22 protein-coding genes and 1 pseudogene are annotated in these 25,350 nt (G+C 55.1%); 21 read left to right on the forward strand and 2 right to left on the reverse strand.

Annotated features, from left to right (window positions below; translation table 11 throughout):
• The first annotated feature begins 550 nt into the window (after positions 1–550).
• The 6 genes from thrS to ptsP all read left to right on the forward strand — a co-directional run bounded on the left by thrS (position 551) and on the right by ptsP (position 6,860).
• On the forward strand, positions 551–2,503 hold the full coding sequence (thrS, locus tag AB3147_RS09500) for a threonine--tRNA ligase (RefSeq protein WP_175124019.1): 1,953 nt from the start codon (positions 551–553) through the stop codon (positions 2,501–2,503).
• A gap of 20 nt (positions 2,504–2,523) precedes the next feature.
• Positions 2,524–3,075, forward strand: a complete 552-nt coding sequence (gene infC / locus AB3147_RS09505; RefSeq protein ID WP_076812461.1) for a translation initiation factor IF-3 — start codon at positions 2,524–2,526, stop codon at positions 3,073–3,075.
• A 166-nt stretch (positions 3,076–3,241) separates the two neighbouring features.
• Positions 3,242–4,228 (forward strand): glutathione synthase, encoded by a 987-nt coding sequence (gene gshB / locus AB3147_RS09510; protein WP_218343342.1) that lies wholly within the window; start codon positions 3,242–3,244, stop codon positions 4,226–4,228.
• A gap of 15 nt (positions 4,229–4,243) precedes the next feature.
• Positions 4,244–4,645, forward strand: coding sequence for a PTS sugar transporter subunit IIA (locus AB3147_RS09515; RefSeq protein ID WP_056569684.1), 402 nt, complete (start codon positions 4,244–4,246; stop codon positions 4,643–4,645).
• Positions 4,646–4,753: 108 nt separating this feature from the next.
• Positions 4,754–5,023: an HPr family phosphocarrier protein gene (locus tag AB3147_RS09520; protein WP_006387993.1), complete on the forward strand. Its 270-nt coding sequence runs from the start codon at positions 4,754–4,756 to the stop codon at positions 5,021–5,023.
• Positions 4,959–6,860, forward strand: coding sequence for a phosphoenolpyruvate--protein phosphotransferase (gene ptsP, locus AB3147_RS09525; RefSeq protein WP_367351785.1), 1,902 nt, complete (start codon positions 4,959–4,961; stop codon positions 6,858–6,860). The genes AB3147_RS09520 and ptsP overlap by 65 nt, the downstream gene beginning before the upstream one ends.
• A gap of 194 nt (positions 6,861–7,054) precedes the next feature.
• Here the strand turns inward: ptsP and amt are convergent, their stop codons facing one another.
• Both amt and AB3147_RS09535 read right to left on the reverse strand, forming a co-directional pair.
• The gene (gene amt, locus AB3147_RS09530) at positions 7,055–8,293 is read right to left on the reverse strand and encodes an ammonium transporter (RefSeq protein WP_175124021.1); all 1,239 of its coding nucleotides are present in this window, start codon (positions 8,291–8,293) and stop codon (positions 7,055–7,057) included.
• A gap of 28 nt (positions 8,294–8,321) precedes the next feature.
• Complete coding sequence (locus AB3147_RS09535; RefSeq protein ID WP_006218735.1) at positions 8,322–8,660, reverse strand: P-II family nitrogen regulator; 339 nt, start codon at positions 8,658–8,660, stop codon at positions 8,322–8,324.
• Between AB3147_RS09535 and AB3147_RS09540 the strand changes: the two genes are divergently transcribed.
• The 15 genes and pseudogenes from AB3147_RS09540 to AB3147_RS09610 all read left to right on the forward strand — a co-directional run bounded on the left by AB3147_RS09540 (position 8,659) and on the right by AB3147_RS09610 (position 25,293).
• Positions 8,659–8,826: a hypothetical protein gene (locus tag AB3147_RS09540; RefSeq protein ID WP_175138546.1), complete on the forward strand. Its 168-nt coding sequence runs from the start codon at positions 8,659–8,661 to the stop codon at positions 8,824–8,826. The two genes, AB3147_RS09535 and AB3147_RS09540, sit on opposite strands and share 2 nt — an antisense overlap.
• Before the next feature lie 508 nt (positions 8,827–9,334).
• Entirely contained in the window at positions 9,335–9,610 is a 276-nt protein-coding gene (locus AB3147_RS09545; RefSeq protein ID WP_056315890.1) for an accessory factor UbiK family protein, read from the forward strand.
• Positions 9,611–9,727: 117 nt separating this feature from the next.
• Positions 9,728–9,919: pseudogene (locus AB3147_RS09550) on the forward strand (magnesium chelatase domain-containing protein); the annotation flags it as partial.
• A 611-nt stretch (positions 9,920–10,530) separates the two neighbouring features.
• On the forward strand, positions 10,531–12,000 hold the full coding sequence (locus AB3147_RS09555; protein ID WP_367351786.1) for a hypothetical protein: 1,470 nt from the start codon (positions 10,531–10,533) through the stop codon (positions 11,998–12,000).
• Entirely contained in the window at positions 11,990–13,936 is a 1,947-nt protein-coding gene (locus AB3147_RS09560) for a hypothetical protein (RefSeq protein ID WP_367351787.1), read from the forward strand. Before AB3147_RS09555 ends, AB3147_RS09560 begins: the two co-directional genes overlap by 11 nt.
• A 281-nt stretch (positions 13,937–14,217) precedes the next feature.
• Positions 14,218–15,963 carry a hypothetical protein gene (locus AB3147_RS09565; RefSeq protein ID WP_367351788.1) on the forward strand — a complete coding sequence of 582 codons (1,746 nt, stop codon included), beginning with the start codon at positions 14,218–14,220 and terminating at the stop codon, positions 15,961–15,963.
• A complete protein-coding gene (locus tag AB3147_RS09570; RefSeq protein ID WP_367351789.1) occupies positions 15,956–16,366 on the forward strand; it encodes a hypothetical protein in 411 nt (136 codons plus the stop codon). Before AB3147_RS09565 ends, AB3147_RS09570 begins: the two co-directional genes overlap by 8 nt.
• A 469-nt stretch (positions 16,367–16,835) precedes the next feature.
• The gene (locus tag AB3147_RS09575) at positions 16,836–17,816 is read left to right on the forward strand and encodes a hypothetical protein (protein ID WP_367351790.1); all 981 of its coding nucleotides are present in this window, start codon (positions 16,836–16,838) and stop codon (positions 17,814–17,816) included.
• 1,647 nt (positions 17,817–19,463) lie between these two features.
• Positions 19,464–19,736, forward strand: a complete 273-nt coding sequence (locus AB3147_RS09580; protein ID WP_367351791.1) for a hypothetical protein — start codon at positions 19,464–19,466, stop codon at positions 19,734–19,736.
• A gap of 15 nt (positions 19,737–19,751) precedes the next feature.
• Positions 19,752–20,264, forward strand: a complete 513-nt coding sequence (locus AB3147_RS09585) for a hypothetical protein (RefSeq protein WP_367351792.1) — start codon at positions 19,752–19,754, stop codon at positions 20,262–20,264.
• A 15-nt stretch (positions 20,265–20,279) separates the two neighbouring features.
• On the forward strand, positions 20,280–21,092 hold the full coding sequence (locus AB3147_RS09590) for a hypothetical protein (RefSeq protein ID WP_367351793.1): 813 nt from the start codon (positions 20,280–20,282) through the stop codon (positions 21,090–21,092).
• Between the two features lie 21 nt (positions 21,093–21,113).
• Positions 21,114–21,386 (forward strand): hypothetical protein, encoded by a 273-nt coding sequence (locus tag AB3147_RS09595; RefSeq protein ID WP_367351794.1) that lies wholly within the window; start codon positions 21,114–21,116, stop codon positions 21,384–21,386.
• Between the two features lie 1,071 nt (positions 21,387–22,457).
• Positions 22,458–23,525, forward strand: coding sequence for a hypothetical protein (locus AB3147_RS09600; protein WP_367351795.1), 1,068 nt, complete (start codon positions 22,458–22,460; stop codon positions 23,523–23,525).
• Positions 23,526–24,581, forward strand: coding sequence for a hypothetical protein (locus AB3147_RS09605; protein ID WP_367351796.1), 1,056 nt, complete (start codon positions 23,526–23,528; stop codon positions 24,579–24,581).
• Between the two features lie 13 nt (positions 24,582–24,594).
• Entirely contained in the window at positions 24,595–25,293 is a 699-nt protein-coding gene (locus AB3147_RS09610; protein WP_367351797.1) for a hypothetical protein, read from the forward strand.
• The last annotated feature ends 57 nt before the right edge of the window (positions 25,294–25,350 follow it).

The following is a 25,350-nucleotide window of genomic DNA, read 5'->3' on the forward strand; positions in this document are numbered from 1 at the left end:
CTCTGAAACGCGATTCATCGTTGCTCCACGATCGGATGGGGGGCCAGGGCAATCCGCGCGGCCACGACGCGGCGGTCGCTGACGCATTTCCGTGCGCGGCCCTGAAATTCGTGGGCAGATTACGTGTTCGGCGCGCGTTTGAGTTACCAAACGGGCCAAAATCAGACCGATCCGTCGGCACTAAACATCTCGCTGCGTCCCCGGTGCGCTCACTGCAATCCTCCGTGGCGTTTTCGCCACGGAAAGCCCGCAAACGGTGCTACAATCGGCAACGATCCATGCAGCTATTTCGGCTGCATTTGTTTTGCTGCACCTTGATTCGCGCCCCGCAGTGCGCGCACCAACAGGCCCAAACATGTTTTTCCCGCCCGCACGAACTACGACCCGGAACTTTCGCCCCATGTCGCGTTAGTTTTTTCGTGCGTCGGGTTTCACCGTGTCAGGTCAGCGGTAGGACTCATCAAGACAATCAAATGAACGCGGCTACCAGGCCGCGTTTTTCGTTTCTGTTTTCGTTTTTCAGTTCCAAGAACCCCAGGAAGCACTCCCGATGGTACAGATCACATTGCCCGATGGTTCGCAGCGCCAATATCCGGAACCGGTAACGGTTGCCGAAGTGGCGCAATCGATCGGTACGGGCCTGGCGAAGGCTGCCCTGGGCGGCCGCGTGACGTTCGACGGCGCGGAATCCAAGCTCGTCGACACCAGTTTCCGCATCGCAGAAGACGCCCGTCTGGCCATCGTGACGGCCAAGGATGCGGACGGCCTGGATCTGATCCGCCACTCGACCGCCCACCTGCTGGCCTATGCCGTCAAGGAGCTCTTCCCTGATGCCCAGGTCACCATCGGCCCTGTGATCGACAACGGCTTCTACTACGACTTCTCGTACAAGCGCCCCTTCACTCCGGAAGATCTGGCCGCCATCGAAAAGAAGATGGCCGAACTGGCCAAGAAGGACGAAGTCGTCACGCGCGAAGAATGGTCCCGCGACGACGCCGTCGAATTCTTCAAGGGCATCGGCGAAAAGTACAAGGCGGAAATCATCGCCTCGATCCCGTCCAACGAGACGCTGAGCCTGTACCGCGAAGGCGACTTCATCGACCTGTGCCGCGGCCCGCACGTGCCGTCCACGGGCAAGCTCAAGGTCTTCAAGCTGATGAAGGTGGCAGGCGCCTACTGGCGCGGCGACAGCAAGAACGAGATGCTCCAGCGCATCTACGGCACCGCCTGGGCAACGAAAGAAGAACAGGAAGCCTACCTGCACATGCTCGAAGAGGCCGAGCGCCGCGACCACCGCAAGATCGGCCGCGAACTCGACCTGTTCCACTTCCAGGACGAGGCCCCGGGCCTGATCTTCTGGCATCCCAAGGGCTGGGCCCTGTGGCAGCAGGTCGAGCAATACATGCGCAGCGTGTACCGCGACAACGGCTACCAGGAAGTCAAGGCGCCGCAGATCCTGGACATTTCGCTCTGGAAAAAGACCGGCCACTGGGACAACTACCGTGAAAACATGTTCACGACCGAGTCCGAAAATCGCGTCTATGGCCTCAAGCCCATGAACTGCCCGGGCCACGTGCAGATCTTCAACGCCGGCCTGCATTCCTACCGCGAACTGCCCCTGCGCTACGGCGAATTCGGCCAATGCCACCGCAACGAGCCCTCCGGTTCGCTGCACGGCATGATGCGCGTGCGCGGGTTCACGCAGGACGACGGCCACATTTTCTGTACCGAAGACCAGCTCCAGGACGAATGCGCCGATTTCACGGCGCTCTTGCAGAAGGTCTATCGCGACTTCGGCTTTACCGAAGTCCTGTACAAGGTCGCCACGCGTCCTGAAAAGCGTATCGGCACGGACGAAGTCTGGGATACGGCCGAAGCCGCCCTGATGGAAAGCCTGCGCCGCACGGGTTGCGAATTCGAAATCTCGCCGGGCGAGGGCGCCTTCTACGGTCCGAAGGTCGAATACACGCTCAAGGACGCCATCGGCCGTCACTGGCAGTGCGGCACGATCCAGGTCGATTTCTCCATGCCCGTGCGCCTGGGCGCCGAGTACGTGGACCAGAACGACCAGCGCCGCCCGCCGGTCATGCTGCACCGCGCGATCCTCGGTTCGCTCGAGCGCTTCATCGGCATGTTGATCGAAAACCACGCCGGCGCCATGCCGCCCTGGCTGGCGCCCGTGCAAGCAGTTGTATGCTGCATTTCCGAACCTTCGGCCGATTATGCTGCCGAAATCACGCAAAGCCTGAAAAAACAAGGCTTTAGAGTAGAGTCCGATTTGCGCGGTGAAAAAATCACTCGTAAAATTCGGGAACACAGCCTGCAAAAGGTGCCGTACATTCTTGTCGTCGGCGACAAGGAAAAGCAAAACGGTACTGTCGCGGTACGTGGATTGGGCGGCCTGGACCTTGGCGCCATCCCGTTCAACGACTTTGTGTCCCGGTTGTCCGAAGACGTCGCCACCCGTCGCGACGTCAATCAACCCGATAGCAGCGCTGCTTAACATTTCTAGGAGCTTTCAACATCGCCACTGAAAAAGCCAATCGCATCAACGGTGAAATCCGCGTCCCCGAGGTGCGCCTGATAGGTCTGGACGGAGAACAGCTGGGCATCGTCAAGATTGCCGACGCGTTCCGTCTTTCCGAGCAAAACGACGTGGATCTGGTGGAAATCGCGCCGAACGCCGAGCCGCCGGTCTGCCGTCTGATGGACTACGGCAAGTTCAAGTACCAAGAGCAAAAGCGCCAAGCCGAAGCCCGCTCCAAGCAGAAGGTCATCCAGGTCAAGGAAGTCAAATTCCGTCCGGCGACCGACGAGGGCGACTATCAGGTCAAGCTGCGCAACCTGCGCCGCTTCCTCGAAGAGGGCGACAAGGCCAAGGTGACGTTGCGTTTCCGTGGCCGTGAAATGGCTCACCAGGAACTTGGCATGCGCGTCCTTGAGCGCGTGCGCGACGATCTCCTGGAGCTTGCCCAGGTCGAAGCCATGCCCAAGCTCGAAGGCCGTCAGATGGTCATGGTGCTGGCGCCGAAGAAAAAGGCTGTGCCCGCAGGCAAGCCCGAATCGGCAGCCTGAGCGCCCGCCGTATCCGGTTCATGCAAGGCTCCGCCTTGCGGTCCTGCAACCCGCCGTGTCCGTCTCGTGACCGGCGGGTTCGCTTATTGACCGGCTCTACGCTACGATGTCACAAAGCATAGCCGCCTTCCCACCAGGGGAGGCGGCGTCCGTTCAGGGTGTCGCGATGCACGTTTTGTTCGTTTTGGATCCCTTGCCGCTGCTCAAGGCGTACAAGGATAGTTCGGTCGCCATGATGCGTGCCCTCGTGGCGCGCGGTCACACGCTCAGCGTGGCCATGCAGGGCGACCTCTACATCGAGGCGGGCGTCGTCAAGGCGCAGACCACGCCGATCGAGCTGGTGGCGGATGCCGACCTGCACGGTCACGACTGGTGGCGCGAATCCGCTTCCCAGGATCTGCCGCTGGCGGATTTTGGCGCGGTCGTGATGCGCAAGGACCCCCCGTTCGACATGGAATACGTGTATTCCACGCATCTGCTCGAATACGCCGAGGCGCAGGGCGCCTGCGTGTTCAACGGCGGTGCGGCCATCCGGAACCACCCGGAAAAGTTGGCAATCACCGAAATCAGCGAGTTCACCGCGCCCACGCTGGTCACCCGCAACATGGCGCGTCTCAAGGCGTTCCACGACAAGCACCAGGATGTCATCGTCAAGCCGCTGGACGGCATGGGCGGCACGGGCGTGTTCCGCCTGCAGCCCAAAGACCCCAACCTGAACGCCATCCTGGAAACGCTCACCGACAACGGCGCGCGCACCATCATGGCGCAGCGCTTCATCCCTGACATCGTCAAGGGCGACAAGCGCATCCTGCTGATTGGCGGCGAACCCGTGCCGTATTCCCTGGCCCGCATTCCCCTGGCCGGCGAAACGCGCGGCAATCTGGCCGCCGGCGGCCGTGGCGTCGCGCAGGAACTGTCTGCCCGCGACCGCGAAATCGCCGAAGCCGTGGCGCCCAAGCTGGCCGCCCGCGGTCTGCTGCTGGTTGGCCTGGACGTCATTGGCGACTTTGTTACCGAAGTCAACGTCACCAGCCCCACCTGTTTCGTGGAAATCGCCGAACAGACCGGCTTCGACGTGGCCGGCATGTTCGTGCAGGCGCTCGAAAAGGCCGTGGCGGCCAAGGCCGCCAGCGCCGCCTCCGTCGCTGCCTGATTTTTCGGAACCGACATGACCACGGGTATTGTGATCGTCGTGCACGCGCCCCTGGGCGCGGCAATGCGCGAATGCGCGAGCCACGTCATGGGCGATCTGGACGGCATGCTGGCAATTCATGACATCCTGCCTGAAGACTTGCCGGATGACCTGGCGCCGGATGTCCTGAAAGACATCCTCGAGCAGGACCACGGCGCGGGCGTCCTGGTGCTGACCGACCTGATCGGCGCCACGCCCGCCAACATCTCCAAGCGCGCGGTCGCCGATGCGCAGGCACAGGGCATCCAGTGCTGTGTGCTCGCGGGTCTCAACACGCCGATGCTGTTGCGCGCGTTGACCTACCGCAACCTGCCGCTGGCCGAAACCCGCGAAAAGGCGCTTGCTGGCGGGGTGCAGGGCGTCTTGCGGGTAGACTGACGGGCGGAAAATTGCCCTATTATGTCGGCTATTATTTCAAGCCGACGATCGGTACGACGATTGGCTGCGATCAACACTGCGGCATAGCCCGCGGTCACCACCTTTCCTATGCCTAATACTGACATTGTCATCAGCAACAAACTGGGATTGCACGCCAGGGCCGCCGCCAAGCTGACGCAGCTGGCCAGCAAGTTTTCCAGCGAGATCTTCATTTCGCGCGGTGCGCAACGCGTGAACGCCAAGAGCATCATGGGCGTCATGATGCTGGCAGCCGGACTGGGCGTCACCGTCAAGCTGGAGGCCTCCGGCAGCGATGCCGAGCAAGCGCTTTCCGAAATCGAAACTCTGTTCGACAGCAAATTCGGTGAGCAGGAATAGACCCTCTCCTGAAGCAACCGGCCCGGCTCGGGCCGGTTTGCCCGTAGCGGCAACCGGCTTGCCCACGACCGGCGCGCCCGCGACCAGCGCACCTCAAGCGGCTGGTTCTGCCGGCCCCGTTGTGTGTCTTTACGGCAAGGGTGTCGCCAAGGGCTACGCCATCGGCCGCGCCGTCGTCATGGGGGCTGCGGCCCTTGAAGTCGCGCACTACCGGATTTCGCCGGAAGACGTGCCCGCGGAAAGCGCCCGCCTGACCGAGGCCCTGGCGTCAGCCCAGCAGGAACTGCTGCAACTGGCCGACACGCTGCCGGCCGACGCGCCGCGCGAGCTGGGCGCGATGCTCAACGTACACAGTCTGCTATTGGGCGATCCGCTCCTGGCCGAACAGACGCTCGCCTTGATCGCCGAGCGCCATTACAACGCCGAATGGGCGCTGACGACGCAGGGCCAGATTCTGGGCCAGCAGTTCGACGCCATGGAAGACGAATACCTGCGCGAGCGCGGGGCGGACGTGCGCCAGGTGATCGAGCGCGTGCTGCACGTGCTGGCCGGCACGTCGGCGATCCTGCCCGACATGTCCCACATGGGCGGCGACGACGCCCTTGTCGTGGTGGCGCACGATATCTCGCCCGCCGACATGCTGCGCTTGCGCGGCGGGCGTTTTGCCGCCTTTGTCACTGACCTGGGCGGACCGACCTCGCACACCGCGATCGTGGCGCGCAGCATGGGCGTGCCCGCGGTGGTGGCAATGGGCAATGTGCGCGAACTGGTCCGCGACGGCGACATGCTGATCATCGACGGCTCGGTTGGCGTCGTGGTGGTCAATCCGTCCGAACGCATCCTCCAGGAATACCGCCGCCGCCAGGCCGCCTACGCCGACGAGCGCGCCGAACTCAGCCTCCTGCGCGACGAACCGTCCGTCACCCTGGATGGCATCGACATCGTGCTGCACGCCAATATCGAGCTGCCGGACGAGGCCGCGCTGGCGCTGGCTTCCGGCGCGCACGGTATCGGGCTGTTCCGCAGCGAATTCCTCTTCATGGGCCGGCCCGACCTGCCCGGCGAAGAAGAGCAGTACGAGGCCTATGCTTCGGTCGTCAAGGTGATGGCCGGCCGTCCGGTCACGATCCGCACACTGGACATCGGCTCTGACAAGACGCTGGACGGCGAGGCCACCGTAGCCACCAATCCCGCCCTGGGGCAGCGTGCTATCCGCTACTGCCTGGCGCGCCCCGAGATGTTCGCGACTCAGTTGCGGGCCATCCTGAGGGCCTCCGCCCACGGACCGGTGCGCTTGCTGATCCCGATGATCGCGCATATGCACGAGGTCGTCGCGACCAAGGCCGCCATCGAGGCCGCCCGGCGCGAACTCGATGCCCGTGGCCAGGCCTACGCGCCGCACATGGAAGTGGGCGCGATGGTTGAAGTTCCCGCCATCGCCATCGCCATCGAACCCTTTGCCCAGGCGCTGGACTTCCTGTCCATCGGCACCAACGACCTGATCCAGTACACGCTTGCCATCGACCGCGGCGACCACGACGTGGCGTCGCTTTACGATCCGCTGCACCCGGCGGTGCTGCGCCTGGTCGCCAACACCATCAATGCCGGCGAGCGCGCGGGCAAACCGGTGGCGGTCTGCGGTGAAATGGCAGGCGATTCGCGCATGACCCGCCTGCTGCTCGGGCTGGGTCTGACCGAGTTCTCCATGCACCCGCAGCAGCTGCTGGACGTCAAGCGAGAGGTCCGCCGGGCGCACTCCAATGCGCTTCGCATCAAGGTGGCGTCGGCGCTGAACCGCGCCTTGCCCGTCGACCTGGACGCGCTCGGCCCCGTCTGATTCGTCCTTCGCGGCGATGGCTGAACCAGGTGTCTGACACCCGTCGAGTCGCTGCCACAAGCTGACGATCATCCCTGCCGGGTGTCTGGCACCGTCCCAAGCAAGCAGACATAAAAAAGAGCCCTTCATGTTGAAGGGCTCTTTCAATTTCGGATCCGCCCCGCCGCGAGTCGCGGCGGGAGCATCGCAGCACCTTAGCTGTGATACGCGGATTCGCCGTGGCTGGTGACGTCCAGGCCTTCGCGCTCCTGGTCTTCCGGCACACGCAGGCCGCACAGAGCATTGGCGATCTTGTAGGCAATCCATGCCACCACGCCGGACCAGACGATGGTCAGCAGCACGCCTTCCAGCTGGACCCACAGTTGGTGCGCAATCATGGAGGGCTCGGCCAGGCCGGGGCCGCCGAAGACCTGTGCATTGAACACGCCGGTGAGCAGGGCGCCCACAATGCCGCCCACGCCGTGGATGCCGAACACGTCCAGCGCATCGTCGGCACGCAGCATGCGCTTCAGGCCGTTCACGCCCCAGACGCAGACCACGCCGGCAACCACGCCGATGATCAGTGCGCCCACCGGACCGACCAGGCCCGCGGCGGGGGTGATGCCGACCAGGCCGGCGACGGCACCCGAAGCGGCGCCCAGCATCGAGGGCTTGCCCTTGATGGCCCATTCCGTGAACAACCAGGCCAGGACGGCGCCCGCCGTGGCGATCATGGTGTTGAAGAAGGCCAGCGTGGCGTTCTCGTTGGCGGCCAGGGCCGAACCTGCGTTGAAGCCGAACCAGCCCACCCACAGCAGGGCGGCGCCCACGAAGGTCATCGGCAGGTTGTGCGGCTGCATGGCTTCACGGCCATAGCCCACGCGCTTGCCAACCACATAGGCGCCCACCAGACCGGCCACGCCGGCGTTGATGTGCACCACGGTGCCGCCGGCAAAGTCCAGCGCGCCTTGTGCGTTCAAGAGGCCAGGCGCCGTTTCAGAGGCGAACCACACCATGTGCGCGATGGGGATGTAGGCGAACGTGAACCAGATCACCGTGAACACCAGCACGGCCGAAAACCGGGCGCGTTCGGCAAAGCTGCCGACCACCAGGGCGCAGGTGATGCCAGCGAACGTGGCCTGGAACGAGGCAAACAGCAGCTCGGTCAGGGAGTTCGACATGGCGTACGTGCCGTCGGCGGGATTGAACATGCCAGAGAAGAAAGCGCGCGAGAGGCCGCCGAAGAAGGCATTGCCCTCGGTGAATGCCAGGGAATATCCATAGATGAACCAGAGAACCAGGCCCAGCACGAACGTGCACAACACTTGCAGCAAGACGGACAGCACGTTTTTGCTGCGCACCAGGCCGGCGTAGAACATGGCCAGGCCGGGTACGGCCATCATCAATACAAGCAGGGTAGAGACGAGCAACCAGGAAATATCTGCTTTATCCATTTTCAGGCTCCATTGAGTCTTTATTTATTTACAGCGCAGCTTCGCCGGCTTCGCCAGTTCTGATACGGATGACTTGTTCAAGGGGGGCGGCAAAGATCTTGCCGTCGCCGATCTTGCCGGTGCGGGCGGCTTGTTCGATTGCTTCGATGACCTGGTCCACAAGGTGGTCGGGCACGGCGGCCTCGACGCGCAGCTTGGGCAGGAAGTCAACGGCGTATTCCGCGCCGCGATAGAGTTCGGTGTGGCCTTTCTGGCGGCCAAAGCCTTTGACTTCGGTGACGGTCAGGCCCTGGACCCCGATTCCGGATAGAGCCACCCGCACTTCGTCGAGCTTGAAGGGCTTGATGATGGCGATGATGAGTTTCATGGCATTTCCTCTCTTGGTTGCACGCTCCGTGGTTAAAGCAATATCCATGCCATGTTGGCCAGCGCTGGCGATGCCCGGGAACGGCGCAAAAGTTGTGCAAAACGGCACCGTTGTGGTGCGCGATGCACCGCAGGCCGGCCTCAATTTGGTGCGCAACAACGCGTAGCAGTCACATGCAACCACATGTGATCCGCACGAGGGATTTGTAGCCATTTAATGCGAGCGCTTGGGGTGCGGTCACGTGTCGGCGCTCGTGCGTGGTCGCGTCAATAGAACGTGTCATCCGGCGCTCAGCGTTGCGGGCTGCGGTTCTTTGCCCACCGACGGCCCTTCAACTCCAGCTGGAATTCGTTTGGACCCGTCCAAATTGGGGCGCGACCGTGATACGAGGGTTTACACGGGTCGGCTTGTTGACCGGTGTGGGCTCGAGTTGAATCGGATTCAGGACGTGCATCCGCCATATGGACGATGCACTGCGCGGTCGAATAGACCGGTGGCAAGGTTAGTGGTGTTGGTAGGGGGTTGCCGTCAGGCGGCCCGGTTTTCTCCTGTGCTTTGAAGGGCGGTCACCGCATGCGGCCCGCCCTTTTTTTTGCGGCGGCGCAACCGGCCCCGCCTGAAACAATCTGGCCGACGCACTACACTTGAGCCATCAAGAACATCGAGAGGCCCATATGAACAATCGCACCCAGTGGATGGAAGACCTTCAGAAGAATATTTCCGACCTGATCGCGCGCAGCCCCGCGGCGGACGTCGAGCGCAACGTGCGCGCCATGATGACGCAGGCGTTTTCCAAGCTGGATCTGGTCACCCGCGAAGAGTTCGACGTGCAGGCCGACTTGCTCGCACGTACGCGCGCCCGGGTCGATCAGCTGGCCGCCCAGGTGCAGCAGATGGAACAGCGCCTGACGGGTCTGGACAAGGGTCCGGCGACAGGCCTGGACAAGTAAGCAAGCGCCGCGCACCCGCCACGCGCGGGTCCAGCGCGAGATCGTTTTGTCACGGCCGCTCTCCGCGGCCGTTTGTTTTTGCGGATACTGGCGTCCCGAACTCATCCGGAGACCCCCGTGACGCTTGCCGTACTCGCCAGCAGGGCCCTCAGCGGCATGCACGCCCATGCGGTCCGCGTCGAAACACACCTCGGGCCCGGCTTGCCAGGATTCAACGTGGTCGGGCTGGTTGATACCGAGGTCCGGGAAAGCCGCGAGCGGGTCAGGGCCGCCATCATCAACAGCGGCTTCGAGTTTCCGGCGGGGCGTACTTGCAAGTCTTTCAAGGGAAAGTGCAACCGCAAAGTTCTATCGCAATGGACATAAGGGCGCGTACCAATCCCAGGATGTGACGCAAACTAGCCTTCAGCGATCAACCCGTTAAGTAGCCCAAAAGCGAATTTCGCGATATACGTAACCCATTGATTTAAAAAGAATAATTGAAAATTTTGTTGCTCTCGTAGTACGCTCGATCGGTCTGGAGTCTAAAGGGGGGCGCCATGCGCCGCAGGTATCGAGCACAACTATGGAAAGAGAGGCGTCGCCGGTCGGAGGACTTTGCTCCAGTCGAAGCGTCTTCCATCAGGCCAGGCGTCAAGTGTGCTGCGTTCCAAAGCACCAGGCGGTTAGTCCCGCTCTTCCATACGATCGGACCCGCATATCCGTGCTTGAACACAGGTCGAAAGTGCCTTCTCGCCAAGTGTTTATTGGTACTAGCCGCCTTGTGCTCTTTACAACAGAGCACGAAAACGGATCTCGTTATCCGCCAAAAGTACAGGGGGAAAACTCTTTTTCGATGGAGCGAATGCGCGCCGGGATGCGATTTGTTGCGCCGGCTCCACGGAATCAAATCTTCGATTTTGATGTGATTGGGGATTTCTATGGGCGGATCCGCGCGCAAAATTTTAATTCCCTCCTTTCAGTTGTCCGTTCTGGCTGCTCCTGCTGACGAGGGCGCCATTAAGCGCACTCTGAGGATACCCAATGATCATGTAGATTTCAGCTATTACCATCGCCCCGATAAAAGTGTAGACGGCGGGCGAATCTATAGCCTGTTCCCTATGGTAATCGATAAGCGCGGCGCGCCTTGGAAGATTGGCCTTCTTTATCTGCTTTCGAAGATCGAGGATGAGGTGGATCCCGTGATGGCTACTCTCGAGTCATCAGCCACAGATTTGGCCGCCTTCAAAGACTGGATAGATAATATTGGTCTGGATGATGATTTCATCTTTAACATTGATGAGAAAAAGCAGCGACGTCCAACTTATCGCTATTTGAATTTTCTTCGTCTAAGTGTTCAAGCTGGGGTTATAGCGCGGTCGACCGCCAAGCGCAGAATGAGAACGGTGATTTCGCTATATAGATGGTTGATCAAAGTGGGGGAAATACCGTCTGATAGTCCATTCTGGGAAAATAAATTTTACAGAATCGAAATCCGAGGGGCTGAAGGGAGACCCATGCTTAGAGGTATAGAGAGCACAGACCTAATTATTCCAGGCGCGGAAAATAAGACTCCGTTCGATGGAACTATTAAGGATGGAGGGAGTCTACGGCCACTACTCCATAACGAGCAAAATTGGATCTTGGAGGCCGCGATTGCCAAAGGAAATACAGAGTGTTTTCTGATCCAACTTTTTATTCTCGGAACTGGTGCTCGGATAGAGTCAGCATGCACGCTCAGGTTAAACCACTTTAGCAACCCCGCGCCTGAATACACTCGAGATAAGATCAGCGGCGGCGAAGTTTACAGACTACGCGCTGGGCCTGGAACTGGGATTGACACCAAAGGGAGTAAGTCGGGCGTCTTCCAAATCCCTCGGCAGCTCTATGAGGCGCTACATATTTATGGACGTTCGACAAGGGCGGTTGTGCGTAGAGAGCGTCTGGCGCTTCAGTATGGAACTCATCCCAATATTTATTTATTTATAACTAATCGAGGTTCGCCCTACTACGCATCGAAAGACGACCGCGCCGCGTTCATGTCAAGGCGTGGTCGAAGATACGTAATTAACGGACAGTCTGTGAGGCAGTTTGTAAAAGATCACGCAGTACTTTATGTCCGAGAGCGATACGATCGAGCATTTAATTATCGCATCCATGACCTTCGTGCGACATACGGCATGAACATTACGGAATTGCTAATGCAAAAAGTCGGCGTGAACGAGCTTACGCTGGATCGCGCCCGTAATTTGGTCAAAGAGTTAATGTGGCACGCCTCTACAGAAACCACTGATCTGTATATAAACTATCGCGATGAGATTGATCGGTACTTCGCGGCTATCGACGGCTACGGAAAATATCTAGGCGAATGGGCAGATCGTGCCATGAAGGGCTCGGTCAATGGCAATTAGACAGCGCTCCGCTGCATTTTCGTCTCGTCCCGTCTTCACTGTCCAACTTCCCTTGCGGGGCGAAGCCGAACAGTTAGTTCCATCTCAGACGCTGCTAAAAATTGGTGATGATTATTTTGACGTCGGTGCAATTTGCTATGCGGAACGAGCGCCACGGAAAAAACCACGAGCAGGCCGAGAAGTAGTCGTTAACTCCTATCTGCCCATGCGAGAGATTCCGGTTTCCAAAATCATTGATACGCTATGCTGGCTGTCATGCGAGGGAGGGGCGTCCGAGGAAACGACTTCAAAATATGCAAGAACGTTTTTCGAGTTTGTTGATTGGGCTGACGCTAACGGCTTTAGCGAGTGCCTGGCGGGTTCAGACGGAACGCGCTCGGCGTTTAATTCGTGGGCAACTTTTATTCACGAGAGATATCGGCAGCGGGCAATTGGAGCCACGACCAGGAACAGCAGAATACATCAGGCGGGCACGATTCTCGAACGCTCGATCGGTCCTGACAATTTGAAAAGCGGAATTGCGAGGGTCGTCGTCAACGCTTCAGTCGGTGATGGTGCGGAGGTGCCTGATATAGGGGGGTTGTCTCATGCATTGGCAATTAATCAAGCTCTGTTTGATGGATTCTGCGACCTCGTATTAGGCAAAAAATCGTTTCCCCATAAGATCGAGTTGCCTCGCTCACTCGGGTGGGAGTCAAATCATCTATGGGTGTTCCCGACAAATGTTTGGGGACTCCCGCCACTGTTCCGAGAACATGACGCCAGATCGCGCAGCGTTAGGGGAAATTGGGTCTACGACTACCACCATGGTTGCATAGCGAACATAGAGCTTCTGATGGAGAAATATCACGGGCCAATCTCGAAGCGTAGACGACTAGCTGAATTAAGCATCTCGAGAGCTCAGAATTGCATCGATGAGGCAAACGCAGATATGCAGGGAGGTTGGCGACATACCTTTGGTATGGTTGCGCTTCGTGCGTTTGAGTTCATGCTTTTGTGCCATAGCGGAGCAAACAACGCAACCATTAGGACCCTAAATGCACACTGGGAGGTTGAGCGCCAAGCCACCAATCCTGGTTTTCGGAACATCAAAGCCCGGGCGGGCGGCAAGCCGGTAATTGTAGTCGTTCCACAGGCGCTTTTTCCGCGGCTGAGACGTTTTATGGAATTGCGCGAATTTCTGCTTCAGGGAAGGTCCACGCCGTATCTGTTTTTCAGTTGTGGCAATCGAAATAATGAGTCTCCTCGCCGGATAAGCTCTTACGAATTGGCTATCCATTTTCGAACCCTGCAAAAGCGCATAGACCCAGATTTAAAAGGGTACGGTGCGCAGGCGTTACGCGCTAGCGCGCAGGATCATCATTTGCACCATAGCGGGGCTGCTACTTCGGCATTAATCATGGGGCACAGCGAGCACACTGCCCGGCGGCATTACGGTCGAGGCTCCAGTAAAGTGCATCAGGAACAAATCGCATCATTTTTCGTTCAAGTATCAAAGGTCGCGCGCAAAAGAAGCAACAGTGATGATTTGAACGCATCACGCCTGCATCGACCGTTGGAGCATGGTGGCTGCTGCGCGAGCTATGGAAACGCAAAGGTTGCTATCAAAAATCCGCCGGTCACGCCTAATTGTGAAACCCCCGGTTCCGGTTGTGTTTTTTGTGCTCATCGTATTCTTATCGCGGACGAGGAAGACGTTCGAAAAATCACGTCCGCCGTCTACGTCTTGAGGCAAATCTACGAGCATACGCAAGCTAAAAATGAGATTGAATCCGTGATTGTTCAGTTCGAGAAAGACCTAGAATCAATTGCCGGAATTCAAAAGTCCCGCGCCATGGTCGAGCAGATTAGCGAGGATGTGTATGAACGAGAGAATATGACGCCGTATTGGACTGCAAGATATCAATTGCTTCTAGATTTGGGGCTGATCTTGTGAAACTGAACGTACGTTTTTCTCTAAACTCAGGGATTGCCCCTGACTGTTGGGATGATGCGTGGAATCATCATCTGCCTTCTAATCACATCATATGTTGGGACGTAGACGGAAAGCCCCACCACGTGACAGATTATGTTTGGCCTTGGACTGCCTATACTCAGCACCTTCGTCCTCTATTGCTGCATTTCTATTATTGGAACGTGCGAAGTGGCCCCTTAGGCCGGCTTGAGAGGGAAGTTTCCGCGGATCGCGCAGCCCGTATCCGGGAAATACAGTTCTTGATGACGAGACAACTTTACTACGGGAAACAGAACGCGCCCAACACCTTGGAAGGAAAGCTAGGCGTGCTACGTCTCCTAGCCCGATTTGCCGAGAGTCATGACTGCTCGGTGGCGCACGTGCTTCAAACTCAGCTCATCAATGATTTTTCTACCACCTTGCGAGGCGGCGCTTCAAAAATCTGGCTGACGATGCTATCGCTATATCGAAAGCTGGACATAGATCAAACATTAGGTTTTTCACTTTCTCCACTCCAGCGTGAGCGAGACTTGAGAAAGCGGGTTAGGCTCTATCGGGAAAATCACCTTCAGACTGCCCCGTTGCCGACTCGAATATATGGCGCATTGATAACAAGCCTGTCGTTGGAACTCAAGGATGTCGAGGAGCACGCTTCACGGTTGCTGGCCGCCTTGAGCGAAGCAGTAATCGCTCATGGCTTGGCTGAGAAAAAGGCGAACAGGAAAGATATCAGCATTGGACCTGGCTTGGTGACGAAATATGGGCTTCAAGAATATCTAACACGGCGAGGCTTTAGCGTGACGCACCGGGTATTACATGCCCTTTCCGGTGCAATTACAGAGGCGTTTCAGCTCTGCAAGCTGCAAATTCACGTCTTTACAGGAATGAGACACGGCGAGGCACGGTCGTTGCCGTACCACTGCATGGTGACTAGGATGGGGGAGGGCGGAAAGGTGCATTGCCTCATAGCCGGTGCTACGACAAAGTTTAACCGGGGGATGCCGCTGCGAGCCCATTGGGTTACCACCGACCAAGATGGATCTAGAGCGGTTCGGCTCGCTCAAAAATTTGCCTCGTTTATATATCGGACCTTGGAAGTGAAACCTAGTCGAGCAGAAAAGGATCGAGATTTATATCCTCTATTTTTGTCGACTGATCTGCTGCCATGGGGCCGCCGAAGTAAACCAAAGCGCAGGATCCGACCTATGAGCCAATCTTTATATGAGGTGAAGCCGGAACTGGCTGAACGTCTATGTCCGATTATGGTCCAGGAGGACGTTGCGGAGCTAGAGGATGTCGACCAATGCCGGGCGTGGCGAGATGAGCCGAGATTTCGTGTTGGGAACCGTTGGCCTCTAGCAACCCATCAATTGCGACGTTCCCTGGCGCTCTATGCGAATTCGAGCGGGTTGGTTGACGTAACGTCCCTTCGAAGACAACTTCAGCACATAACGCGTGAAATGAGCATGTATTACGGAAAGGGCAGCACGTTTTGTAAGGATTTTCTGGGTGGGAGCAAAAATGCCTTCAATGCTCACATGTCTTCCGAATGGCTACAGGGCGAGAAGGAGGCAATCGTTGCACTCTTTTATCGTGACGTGCTGAATACCCGTGAACCTCTGTTTGGCGGTGCGGGGATGTTCTTCCAGAAGCAGAAAGATAGCGGGGTAGTTATATCGCGCGACGAGGTTATGAAAGATGTCGCGGCAGGTTTGTTTTCCTATCGACCCAGCCCCTTTGGTGGGTGCACGAAGACAGGCGCGTGCGACCAGCGGAAGGGGCCTACGCTGTTTGGAGTTCTTTGTGTGACTGAGAATTGCAAAAATCTTGTGGGAAAACACTCCAAGTTGGTCAGTTTCATTAATCTGTGGAAAAAAGCGATTTCTCGTGGCGAATCAGTGTCAATTGAGGCACAGGCCGAGATGGAAGATTTGATCGAGTTGGAGAAGGTGGAGCGCGTCTGGCGTCTTTCGATTCCGGTAGCAATCGGGGGAAAAAAAAATGTCTAATGCCCTGAAGGAATTTTACGAGGCCCTAGATCGGCTTTCACGAGGAACTCCGATTCGAGTGCCCCCCTCAACTCGAATCACCAACGATGCAGTCAGCTTGGAGGCGGGCCGCAAGAAAGGGGCGATTAAGAGGTCTAGACACCAACATGTCGAACTTATCGCAGCTATCAAGGTTGCGACCCTCAACAGGCCGTTAAGTACAATCGAAACGCTGCAACTGCGACTTCAGGAAGCTAAGACTGAGGCCGCCACGTATCGGGCCATGTACGAGGAAGGACTGGTCAGGGAAGTTTCTTTGCTAAAGGAGTTGAATGATTTGCAGGGGAAGTTGCTCGCCAATGATCGCCAAAAGGTGAGGCCCCTGTCGGGAAGAGACGGAAAAGCCATCGAGCGCGGCGACTAAGGCGGAATCGCTCCACTGCTCACGAATTCCGATAGTTCCAGAAGCATATTTTCAGGTTTCGGGGTTCACCCCTGAAGGCGATTTCTACTCTCTCGGCCACTGGACCGCCAAAGCTGGGTGATCGCGGTCAGGCCTTTTGCTTTGACTCACAGGTGTGAAGCGAGGGACCGCATCGGGTTGGGAGATCTGTCATCAAAGACGGCTCTCGGCGAAGTGCCGTCATGCGTGATCGGCTTGTTTTCTGAAGCGAATTTTCTTGCTTCAGCTTTCAAGGCCAATTTCATATATGAATGAAACCACCTCCATCTGTAGCTTTACCGCCGCACCAAGCCAGGACCCAAGGAGATCTTAATTTTTTCTTTAACAGCGATGCGCTCTCGACAGATCAGCGATAATCGTCAAAGTGAAAATTTCTGCGTATTACACAGACCAAACGGTTCAATTTTTAACATTGCATGGGGTTAAAGTCGTGAATTTTGTATCTTACTCTCTTACTACAGAGGATCTGATTCGAAACTTTGATAATTTACTGAAAAGATTTAGAGATCTTAGGGAACGCACAGGATCGGGCGCACCTATCGAAAACACCAAGCTATGGACCTACCGAAAGAACCTGGATTCTCTCAATCAGATGGACCCACTTGATGCTGCTGCACTTGTTGGCATAGTCAATAAATACTGCTCAATAAATTCGCTGTTTGATGTTGGAGAAGATATCAAGATCCCCGAGCAGAAGCTGCTTGACCTTCTTTATGGCCGGTACCTTCTTCAGGATGAAGATGAAGAATACAACAATACATTCTTTGAGCTTGCCATGGCTCTTAGAATCTCACAAAGTATGGGTAATGAAGGGGGAATTGATCTTTCAACCGATTGCGACGTTATCTGGTACGACAAAGATCTAGCCATTGAGTGCAAATACCTACATAGCGAAAAAAAGTTCAGAAAAGAACTTTCTAAGGCGCTAGATCAGCTAGAAAGGCGCTTGAGTGATGGATTGGCAAACATGGGGCTTGTTGCGTTCGATTTGAGCAATTTGGTTGACCATAAGATTATTTTCGAATTTTCGCGTTCGACGTTCTACGCATTTGTAAAGAATTATGAGTGCCTGATTGAGCGTCGATCTATATTCGCTCAAGGCATTAGTGAGGAAGGGGTGCCAATGTCAGTCATACAGGACAGAAATTTTATCAAAATATTGACAAGCTTTGCCTCTCACCAACTTGAAGCGGTGTTCTATAGGAATTTCAAGAAATCTGAGCTGTCGAAACTCAGCCATAATAAAGTTGGCGTAATTTTTCAGCTTAATATCAGCCTCTTGTTTGAGTATCAAGGCGAAGTTATCCCAATTCCTTCTAGGGCGATGTCTTACTACATCAACAAAAATATCAATGAAAATAAGCGCGACAGAGTACAGAAGCTAATTCACTCCTTAGCCACCGGAATTTAATGGAAATTGCTCATAATTATTTCCTGATGCGCATGGAAAACACGTTGAAAATTACTAGTTTTCAATCAAGTTGTTGAGCATCAAAGCATCAAAAATAGAGTAAGGCTTCCATTTTTTGTAAAGCCTATTTTTGGCTATAGAAAAAATCACCACAACTGTGAACTCGCGGTATAACGGTCTGCTATGGTTGCCAATCAGCCAGCCACAGAAGCCTATACTGCACAGTGCGCCGTGTCGGCCGACCCACGTGAGCGTCGGGTTCCCGAGCATCCACTTCGAGTTCCGGCTTTCCTGCTCTTTTATCCTTGTTTCCGCTATCAATCCACGTGTCGCGACTTGGAATACCAGTGAGGAGCGTGAGGCCTTGTTGTCCTCGTTCCTCGCCTACTAGAGCCCCCAGCGACCTCACCTGGCACTAGGCTATTAGCCACTCATTTCTAGGCTTGGCGACCACAACTTATTGTCCGCCTCCCACCCGCCATGCAGCATTCGTCCTGGAAGCGAATACCCATAATTAGGTATTTCCATTTCCGCCTCCTGATTGGAAGATGAGGAAATTCCGTGTGCTACTGAGCTATGTTGCTCGTAACATATTTTTTTTGACGATTATGGGGAAGCGATAATGAGTGGTGAAATTAGCAATGAGGGAGGCGGGCTTGCGGCAGCGGACAGAAAGTTGAAGCAGGTTTTATCTCAAAACTTGGGGCCGGCCGCATCAGACCTTCTGTTAATAGCGCGAGACGGCTCCAGTTCGCCCAGGCTTTCGTTCAATTTATCGGCTGCGATGGGCTATTACTCAGCCTATTGTGCCCAGGGTGCGGGCAACGACTGTCCGGACGGCTCGTTCCCACTGGACTGTACTCATTTTGTTGCTCACGGTTTATCCAAGAGCGAAATTCTCGTAAATCTACCTACTGTCGTATGTTCAAACGGCGTCTGCGTTCGAGTTGCGGAACTAGCGGCAGCTTTCATGAATTCCACTGGCAGATACACCAACGTTAGACGAATTAATGACCTGTCGGCTTCAAGAGCCGGGGACTTTTGTTTTGTTGTGAGCTGGCTCGGATTGGCCAAGGACCATGTAATGATTCTTGCCGACACCATTTCAGGCGCGAAGGGCAGAGTGTATGGTCATACGAATAATCGATGCGGGGAGTCGGTTGACCTGACTGACCAGGACCTAGTGATCTATCGCATCGAATAGCATCGGCCTCCTGTGCTGTCGTTTGCGAGCTTTCAAATCGCCCCTTCACGCAGCCCGAATCTGATGCGGAATTTCGGGAAGGAATGTAAAGCTGACAAATTTGTCGGCGGCGCATCAGTAGGTTAATTGGTGAGAAAGCGGGCCGGTGCGCTTTATCTGCTTCAGACGTCGTAGTGTCGCACTGGTTTCGTCGCACACGCTCGCGATGGCCCCCACCAAAAATACTAGTAGTTTTATGCTGGGGGTTCACCCGCTAAGGGAAAATACGCACGATTAACGAGTGTATTGGCTCCTTCAGAATCTTGCATCGGATAAAAACCGATGATAATTTTATTGCCACTTGATGATTCCCGCTCGCCGTCCAGCGCTAAGAGAAGGTCTCAAATAACGCGTATGGACTTCGGTGTCGTGCAGGCGCGTTTTCATAGATATCAGGAGGTTGTATGCCAAAGCTCAACGAAGTTGAACTCGCCGCGCTTGATCTATTGATTGCCATGAAGAAGTCCGGGACGGCGCCTGCTAATTTTATAAATGCCAATTTGTCTGTGAACAATTTGGGGGACGTCGCCGTAGCCGCGGCGTCTATTGCTGCCGTCGTTGCAGCCGTTGCTATGACTCCGGCACCTGGAAAAACACTTTATGCGGGATCTGCGGTGGGCAGTGGATTGTCCTTGCAGGAGCTTGAGGAGGTCCGTAGCCGAGCTCTGAAATCCTAGTTATGGTGATGCATCATGTCTGGAATCGGATTTTTCGCTCTGGTATGTGTGGCGATTTGGCTGATTTTGACCGTTCCGTGCCAGTTTCGCTCGATATCAGTCTTGTTAAACAAATTTGATCCATTTAGGTTGTTGCCGGTCTGGACATTTTTTGCACCAAATCCAGGAATTTTTGATTATCACGTCGTGGCTAGAGGGCTGCGCGAAGATGGAACGTTCTCGGCGTGGGTGGCAATTGAGGTTGGACAGGACCGACATTCTGTTAATCTGATTTGGAATCCACAAAAAAGGCCCAAGAAAGTCATACTTGATGCGGTTCAGTCCCTGCTTATTATTGCCACGCGTATGCCAAGGACGCCGGGGCAAGAGATTATTTCAATTCCCTATCTGCTGATTCTGCATCTTGCGCAACTGGTGCGGGATGAGCGCCTGGATGGCTGCTCGAGGCAATTTGCGATTGTCCAAACTAGCGGCCATGAAAAGCGTACCTTGGAAGTGATTTACTTATCTCAGGTCCATAACAATTAATGAGTTCTAAATTCCATGTCGAGTGCGGTCTTCCTTGAGATCACGAAGATCTTTGTCGGCTGCTGGGCAATTCTATCCGGCATGGAGTGGTTGGCTAATCGCCGCCTCTTTTTACGAACTGGATTGCTAGCGTGGCATGTGTTGCGCCTCCGATCAGGAATCACTATGCGACTCGGGCCTGCCTTAAGTTCAGCTTTCGGTGCGGCTCCGTCATTCGCCGCGGTTCAGATCTTGCGAATAGCTTGCGGTGTTGGAGTGTTGTTTTCGAGTAATTATTTGTTGCTATCAATGCTTTTGACAGTTCTCTTTTGTTGCTGTGCTTGGACCAACTATCGCGCGTGCTTCGGAGGGGACGGCTCCGACCAAATGGGTTTGGTGGTGACTTCCGGAACCTTGATTGTTTCTCTAGGAATGGTTGGAAATGACGATTATCTGGCCTACGCGGGCATAATTTTAATCGGCGGGCAGGCCGTTTTAGCGTATTTTTTTGCTGGGGCGTCAAAGATAATCTCACCTGTTTGGCGCGGCGGCGAAGCAGTTAAGGGTGTAATGAACACTGCGAATTTCGGCAACCCCTGGGCTGCGCGTCTGCTGATGCGCCACCCAAAGATCTCGTTGGTGGTTGGTTGGTTGGTGATCATTACGGAAATGATGTTTCCCTTAGTACTTGTCATGCCTGACTCGCTATTGGCTATGAGCTTAATGGGGTTTTTCTTGTTTCACCTCAGTAATGCCTATTTTATGGGTCTCAATTCGTTTGTGCTGTCGTTTGTGGCGACTTACCCTGCGATAGTAAAAATAAACTATGCCCTTAGGGAAATATTTTAGTGATGGCTACGGAGAGTCGCAATGGCAAACATAACTTTTAAAAATTCTCTTAATAGAACTATTTATATTAATATGAGAATTGGACCGATCAATGTGCCGCCCAACGAACGTGGGGAGAAAAATGACGTGATCAAGCCCGGAGAGCTTGTTGATGTTCCTGTGGGGGATGGCGATGCCTGGTTTTGCTACGGTAACCAGTTGATTAGCTCGGTGGAGAATCCCCCGTTGTGCAATGCGCCGGGTGGGTCGAAAGTATTGCTTGTTAACACACTGCCGTGCTACATCGACAATTGAGCTAAAGGGCACGAATAGTTGATGCAATCCCCGTATTGGGGACTCAACAAAAGCCATCTCTGCCTGGCATCAAGCGCGTGATCTACACGGCCCAGGCCATAAGAGCTCGAACATACAGCCGCGTAAGATCATCGAGACGCGAGATACCTCGCCACCGGTTAGCCGTCTAAGGCTCTTGAGACCGCGGCGCTGAGCAGTGCTCTCGCCAAGTCAGTGAGGCCGGCCTTCGGCTGGAAGACGGCCATGAGCCCATTTGCAGTGCTCATCGGCAGTCGCTTTACCGATGCGCGGTGATAACAACACACGAAAGCGCCAAGCCTAGAAGAATACGGACTCGCTCAGGCAATCCTTTTGGACGCCGGTCACTTAGCTACTGCCTGACTGCGATGAGCAACGCGCGCAGCGAGCTTGTCTGTCTGCCTTCACTGGACATTGTGGCTGAGGTTGGGGTGCTGAATCTGTGATGCCTGAGAAGCACGCTCATGCGCGATCAGTGGTGGGCTCCACGCCGGGCAACTGGATGTTGACCACTTGAACGCGTCGTTACGTCCTACACCGGCGGACCCACCAAGCAACTACAATTTGCGCCTATTGAGATTTGGGCATTTCGGCCAGTGGGGTGCGAGGATTAGCGTGCGAATTTTTGCGCGGGTGATGCCGACTCGGGGAACTCGTCGACTCTGAAGATATGGCTCAGCATCGTCACACCACAAGAGGGATGGCTCAACGCCTGCTCTTTTTCAATTGTGCATTAGCAGGACATCGAGGCTCCCGATCGCACTTACGATATGAGTCGCCACTGCCAACGGCGCGTCGTGCCCATGTTGAGATAATTCCGAAGGCAGATCGATAGCTTGAACTTTTTATTTACTAAATCTTACAGATTTGGTATACCTTGGAAGTTGTTAAGAGAGCCGTTCCGGATGCATTTTTTCGATGATTTTTGCAGTGGCTCTGGTCGGGATGCCGTGCAGGAAGCCGCTGAGCGGTCTGCGTTCTCGACTTGCGGTGGGTGACAAAATTTTGCTTGGCGGATGCCTCGATCGGTAGCTGCCCAGCGTAGGAGACGGGATGAGTGGTGGGGAAACAGCGCCTACGGCGGAGATGGCGAATCGAATTTCTCGTGAAATATTCGATTGGTTCAAGTGGAAACGGGTGGCTCTAATGGACCAAAACTTTACGTGCGTGAAAGTCGGCAAGCATGCGGGCTCCGATAAACCAAGCCACTCGCACCCTGTCGATGTTGTATTTAGCTACGTGGATCCCTATTTGAATCGACGGATTCTGATGAATATGGATTTAAAAAGCTATGCCGCGGCCAGCATTTCGGGCGGCCCAGTGCGCTCCGCTCTAAAATCTCTCGCGCAAACGATTGACTGTGCCCGATCGAGTGAGGAATGGTCGAATAGGTACGATCTTGAAACGGGCGACAGCGAGATACGGGGCGCTTTGTTCGTTTATAATCACGACGCCGAATACCACAAAAACTTTTTTGAAATATTCAACCCTAAGAAATCTGGGCGCGACGAAAACGGTATTCGAACGGAGAATTTACCGCTTGAGCCAGATATGCTACTTCATGTAATTGATCCTCTGCTGATCAATTACATGACAACCATTATTTCGGATGCGAATCGGCTACATCGAGAGGGTACTTTTCCAGAATCTTCGTACCAGTTCTTTTATCCCGAGTTGCGGAGGCATCGCGTCCTGGTGAGGGCTGACGAAGCGCCTGCCACCATTGAGCTTATTTCAGGGCCGTTTTTGATAATCCGGCACGACACTGTGGTGAAGTTCGACGAGAAGAGTCGCACCACCCTTGAGCGACACGGCCCTGGATATGTCATTTACTACAACCGCCCAGGTAGTAGTTCGGCCGAGTTCATATATCTGTTCGATAGTTTGGCGACCTATCAGATACCCCAAGCAGGACAGTCGTTGCGTATCCGGGTGGCGCACCATGAACCTCACCCAGAAGTTCGTAGTAACTTTGTTCGAGCGATAGATGCATATCTGCGAGACTGGGGTTTTGACTTGGCCAAGCGCGAAATGCTCGAAGCGATTCAATTGGATGTCCTTGAAATAGAGAAGAAGACGTTCTCAAGGATTGAACTGGGCTGGGAAAAGAAGGGGGTGTGAATGGCAATTTACAGTGCGGGCGACAAGGCCCTCTTTGATGCTCTAAACCTTACAACCGTTACGAATCATCACCTTCGCGAATTGTTTATTAGCCGCGGCATAATCGTTTCGAAGGGGTCTTCACGACGTAGTCTCGCGGATTACTATTCACGCCTTTCTCATGACTACCAGGACTATCAGACGCTAGCGAAGCTATTCGGATCGCCTGTGCGTCGGGAACGCCTCTCCTCATTGAGAGTGACCGCAAAAGCCCTAGATTTGGGCCAATTCGAAGCGTCGGCACATAAACTGTGCAAGGCTATTAAAGCGGGTGGGGATTCGGCTGACGTCCGGGTTAGAAGAAATGGGAACTTTGATATCGTCATTAAATATCAAGTTACTCAGTTCAATCACACGGAGTTTCGGCAGGTGGTCGCGAAAGAGGCCATCATAACTGTGGAGGCCTCGGCGCGATCTATTCAGATTAGTGGTCCGCATAATGATAACGTGGATGACTGGACTCGAACGTTGATAGCTGACGTTGAGAAAAATAATGTGGACGGCCTGGAAATTGATGAGGTGTCGCTCGAACACATTATCGACCCCGCTAAGCGGTCGGAGTTTTTCATCGAACTCATAAAAGGCGTGAAGGGGTTTAAGTTGCACGACGTCACGGATGCATTCGTGTACAAGCCGAAGCTGAAAGCGGACGGTGACGACGACGATGCCGGGACGACAATTGACCTTGGTGTTCATATCACGAAAGCCTCTCTGAAGGGTGAAGGTGTGCTACAAACAGAGGAGTTGCGTGGACTTTTTGCCAAGGGCTTCTATCTATGGAAGATCGTGTGGCAGGCAATATCGGAGAGCAAAGAATCGCCGGATCTCTATGAATTCGAGGCGCAGTTCTCCGAGCCAGAGACGTGTACGAGGTTTTCCTATTTACCTCGCGGACTCTACAAGATTCAAGAAGATTGGAGTTTCAATAAATCCCGAACCGGGTTGGCCCACGGTGAGGACACCAGCCTCGGACGACGCATTGAAGATGCGGCGCGCGCGGTTATAAGAAAGCTGTGAGGCGGATTGCGACATGGCAACGGCGAAGACAAAATGGATTGAGTTGAATGCCGATCTGGGAATGCGGGCAATCGCCGCCCGATTGTCTAAGGCACCTTTCACGCTGCACAACAGTTTAGGCTTTGAGTTGTTGGAGGCTCGGGGGAAACGGCTCGAGGCGCGTTACATTGAGCGGTTTGTTCAGCATGAGTCCGTCGTGGATCCGTTCGGGCACGTTCAGCAAGTTGAGACTGTGCGGTACACCATCTTCCGGTTCTATCTGCTGGTCTTGGAAGAGGGGCGTTACGTGATGGTGCTGATCAACGCTCCTCGTTCGGTACGGTCGTTTGTAGACGCTTTTTCTAGCGTCCTGAATGCGGGCATGTCGGTGGCGGTCTCGCGTTTTGATGTGCTGAGTCTTATGCACATCATTCGCTCGGCCCCGGGGATCGGAAATCTGACGGTTCGCAAGATTAAAGCCTCTGGACCTATTCTGGACGGCCAGGCAAGTGTGCGTCTCGAACTCCAGTCGCGTGGTAATGCTTCTGACGATCTGCGCAAAGCATTTCCAAAACTAAATGCAGTGGTTGAGCGAGTTTGCTTTCAGTTTTTCCATGACGGGGCTGTAGAGTCTGGTGAGCTTTCATCGTCGGGAGTGCTCGCGATCAGTGAGCACTTGGTGGACTTATTTGTGGATTTAATGGCTCCGACAATCACATCGGCTCAGCGATGAAGGGTGCAGGTCGTTCGAGCCTCCACATACTAGATAGCAGGGAGGATCCGATTCCAT

It is taken from the genome of Achromobacter animicus (genome assembly GCF_040775605.1).
In the GTDB taxonomy this organism is placed as follows: Bacteria; Pseudomonadota; Gammaproteobacteria; order Burkholderiales; family Burkholderiaceae_B; genus Achromobacter; species Achromobacter animicus.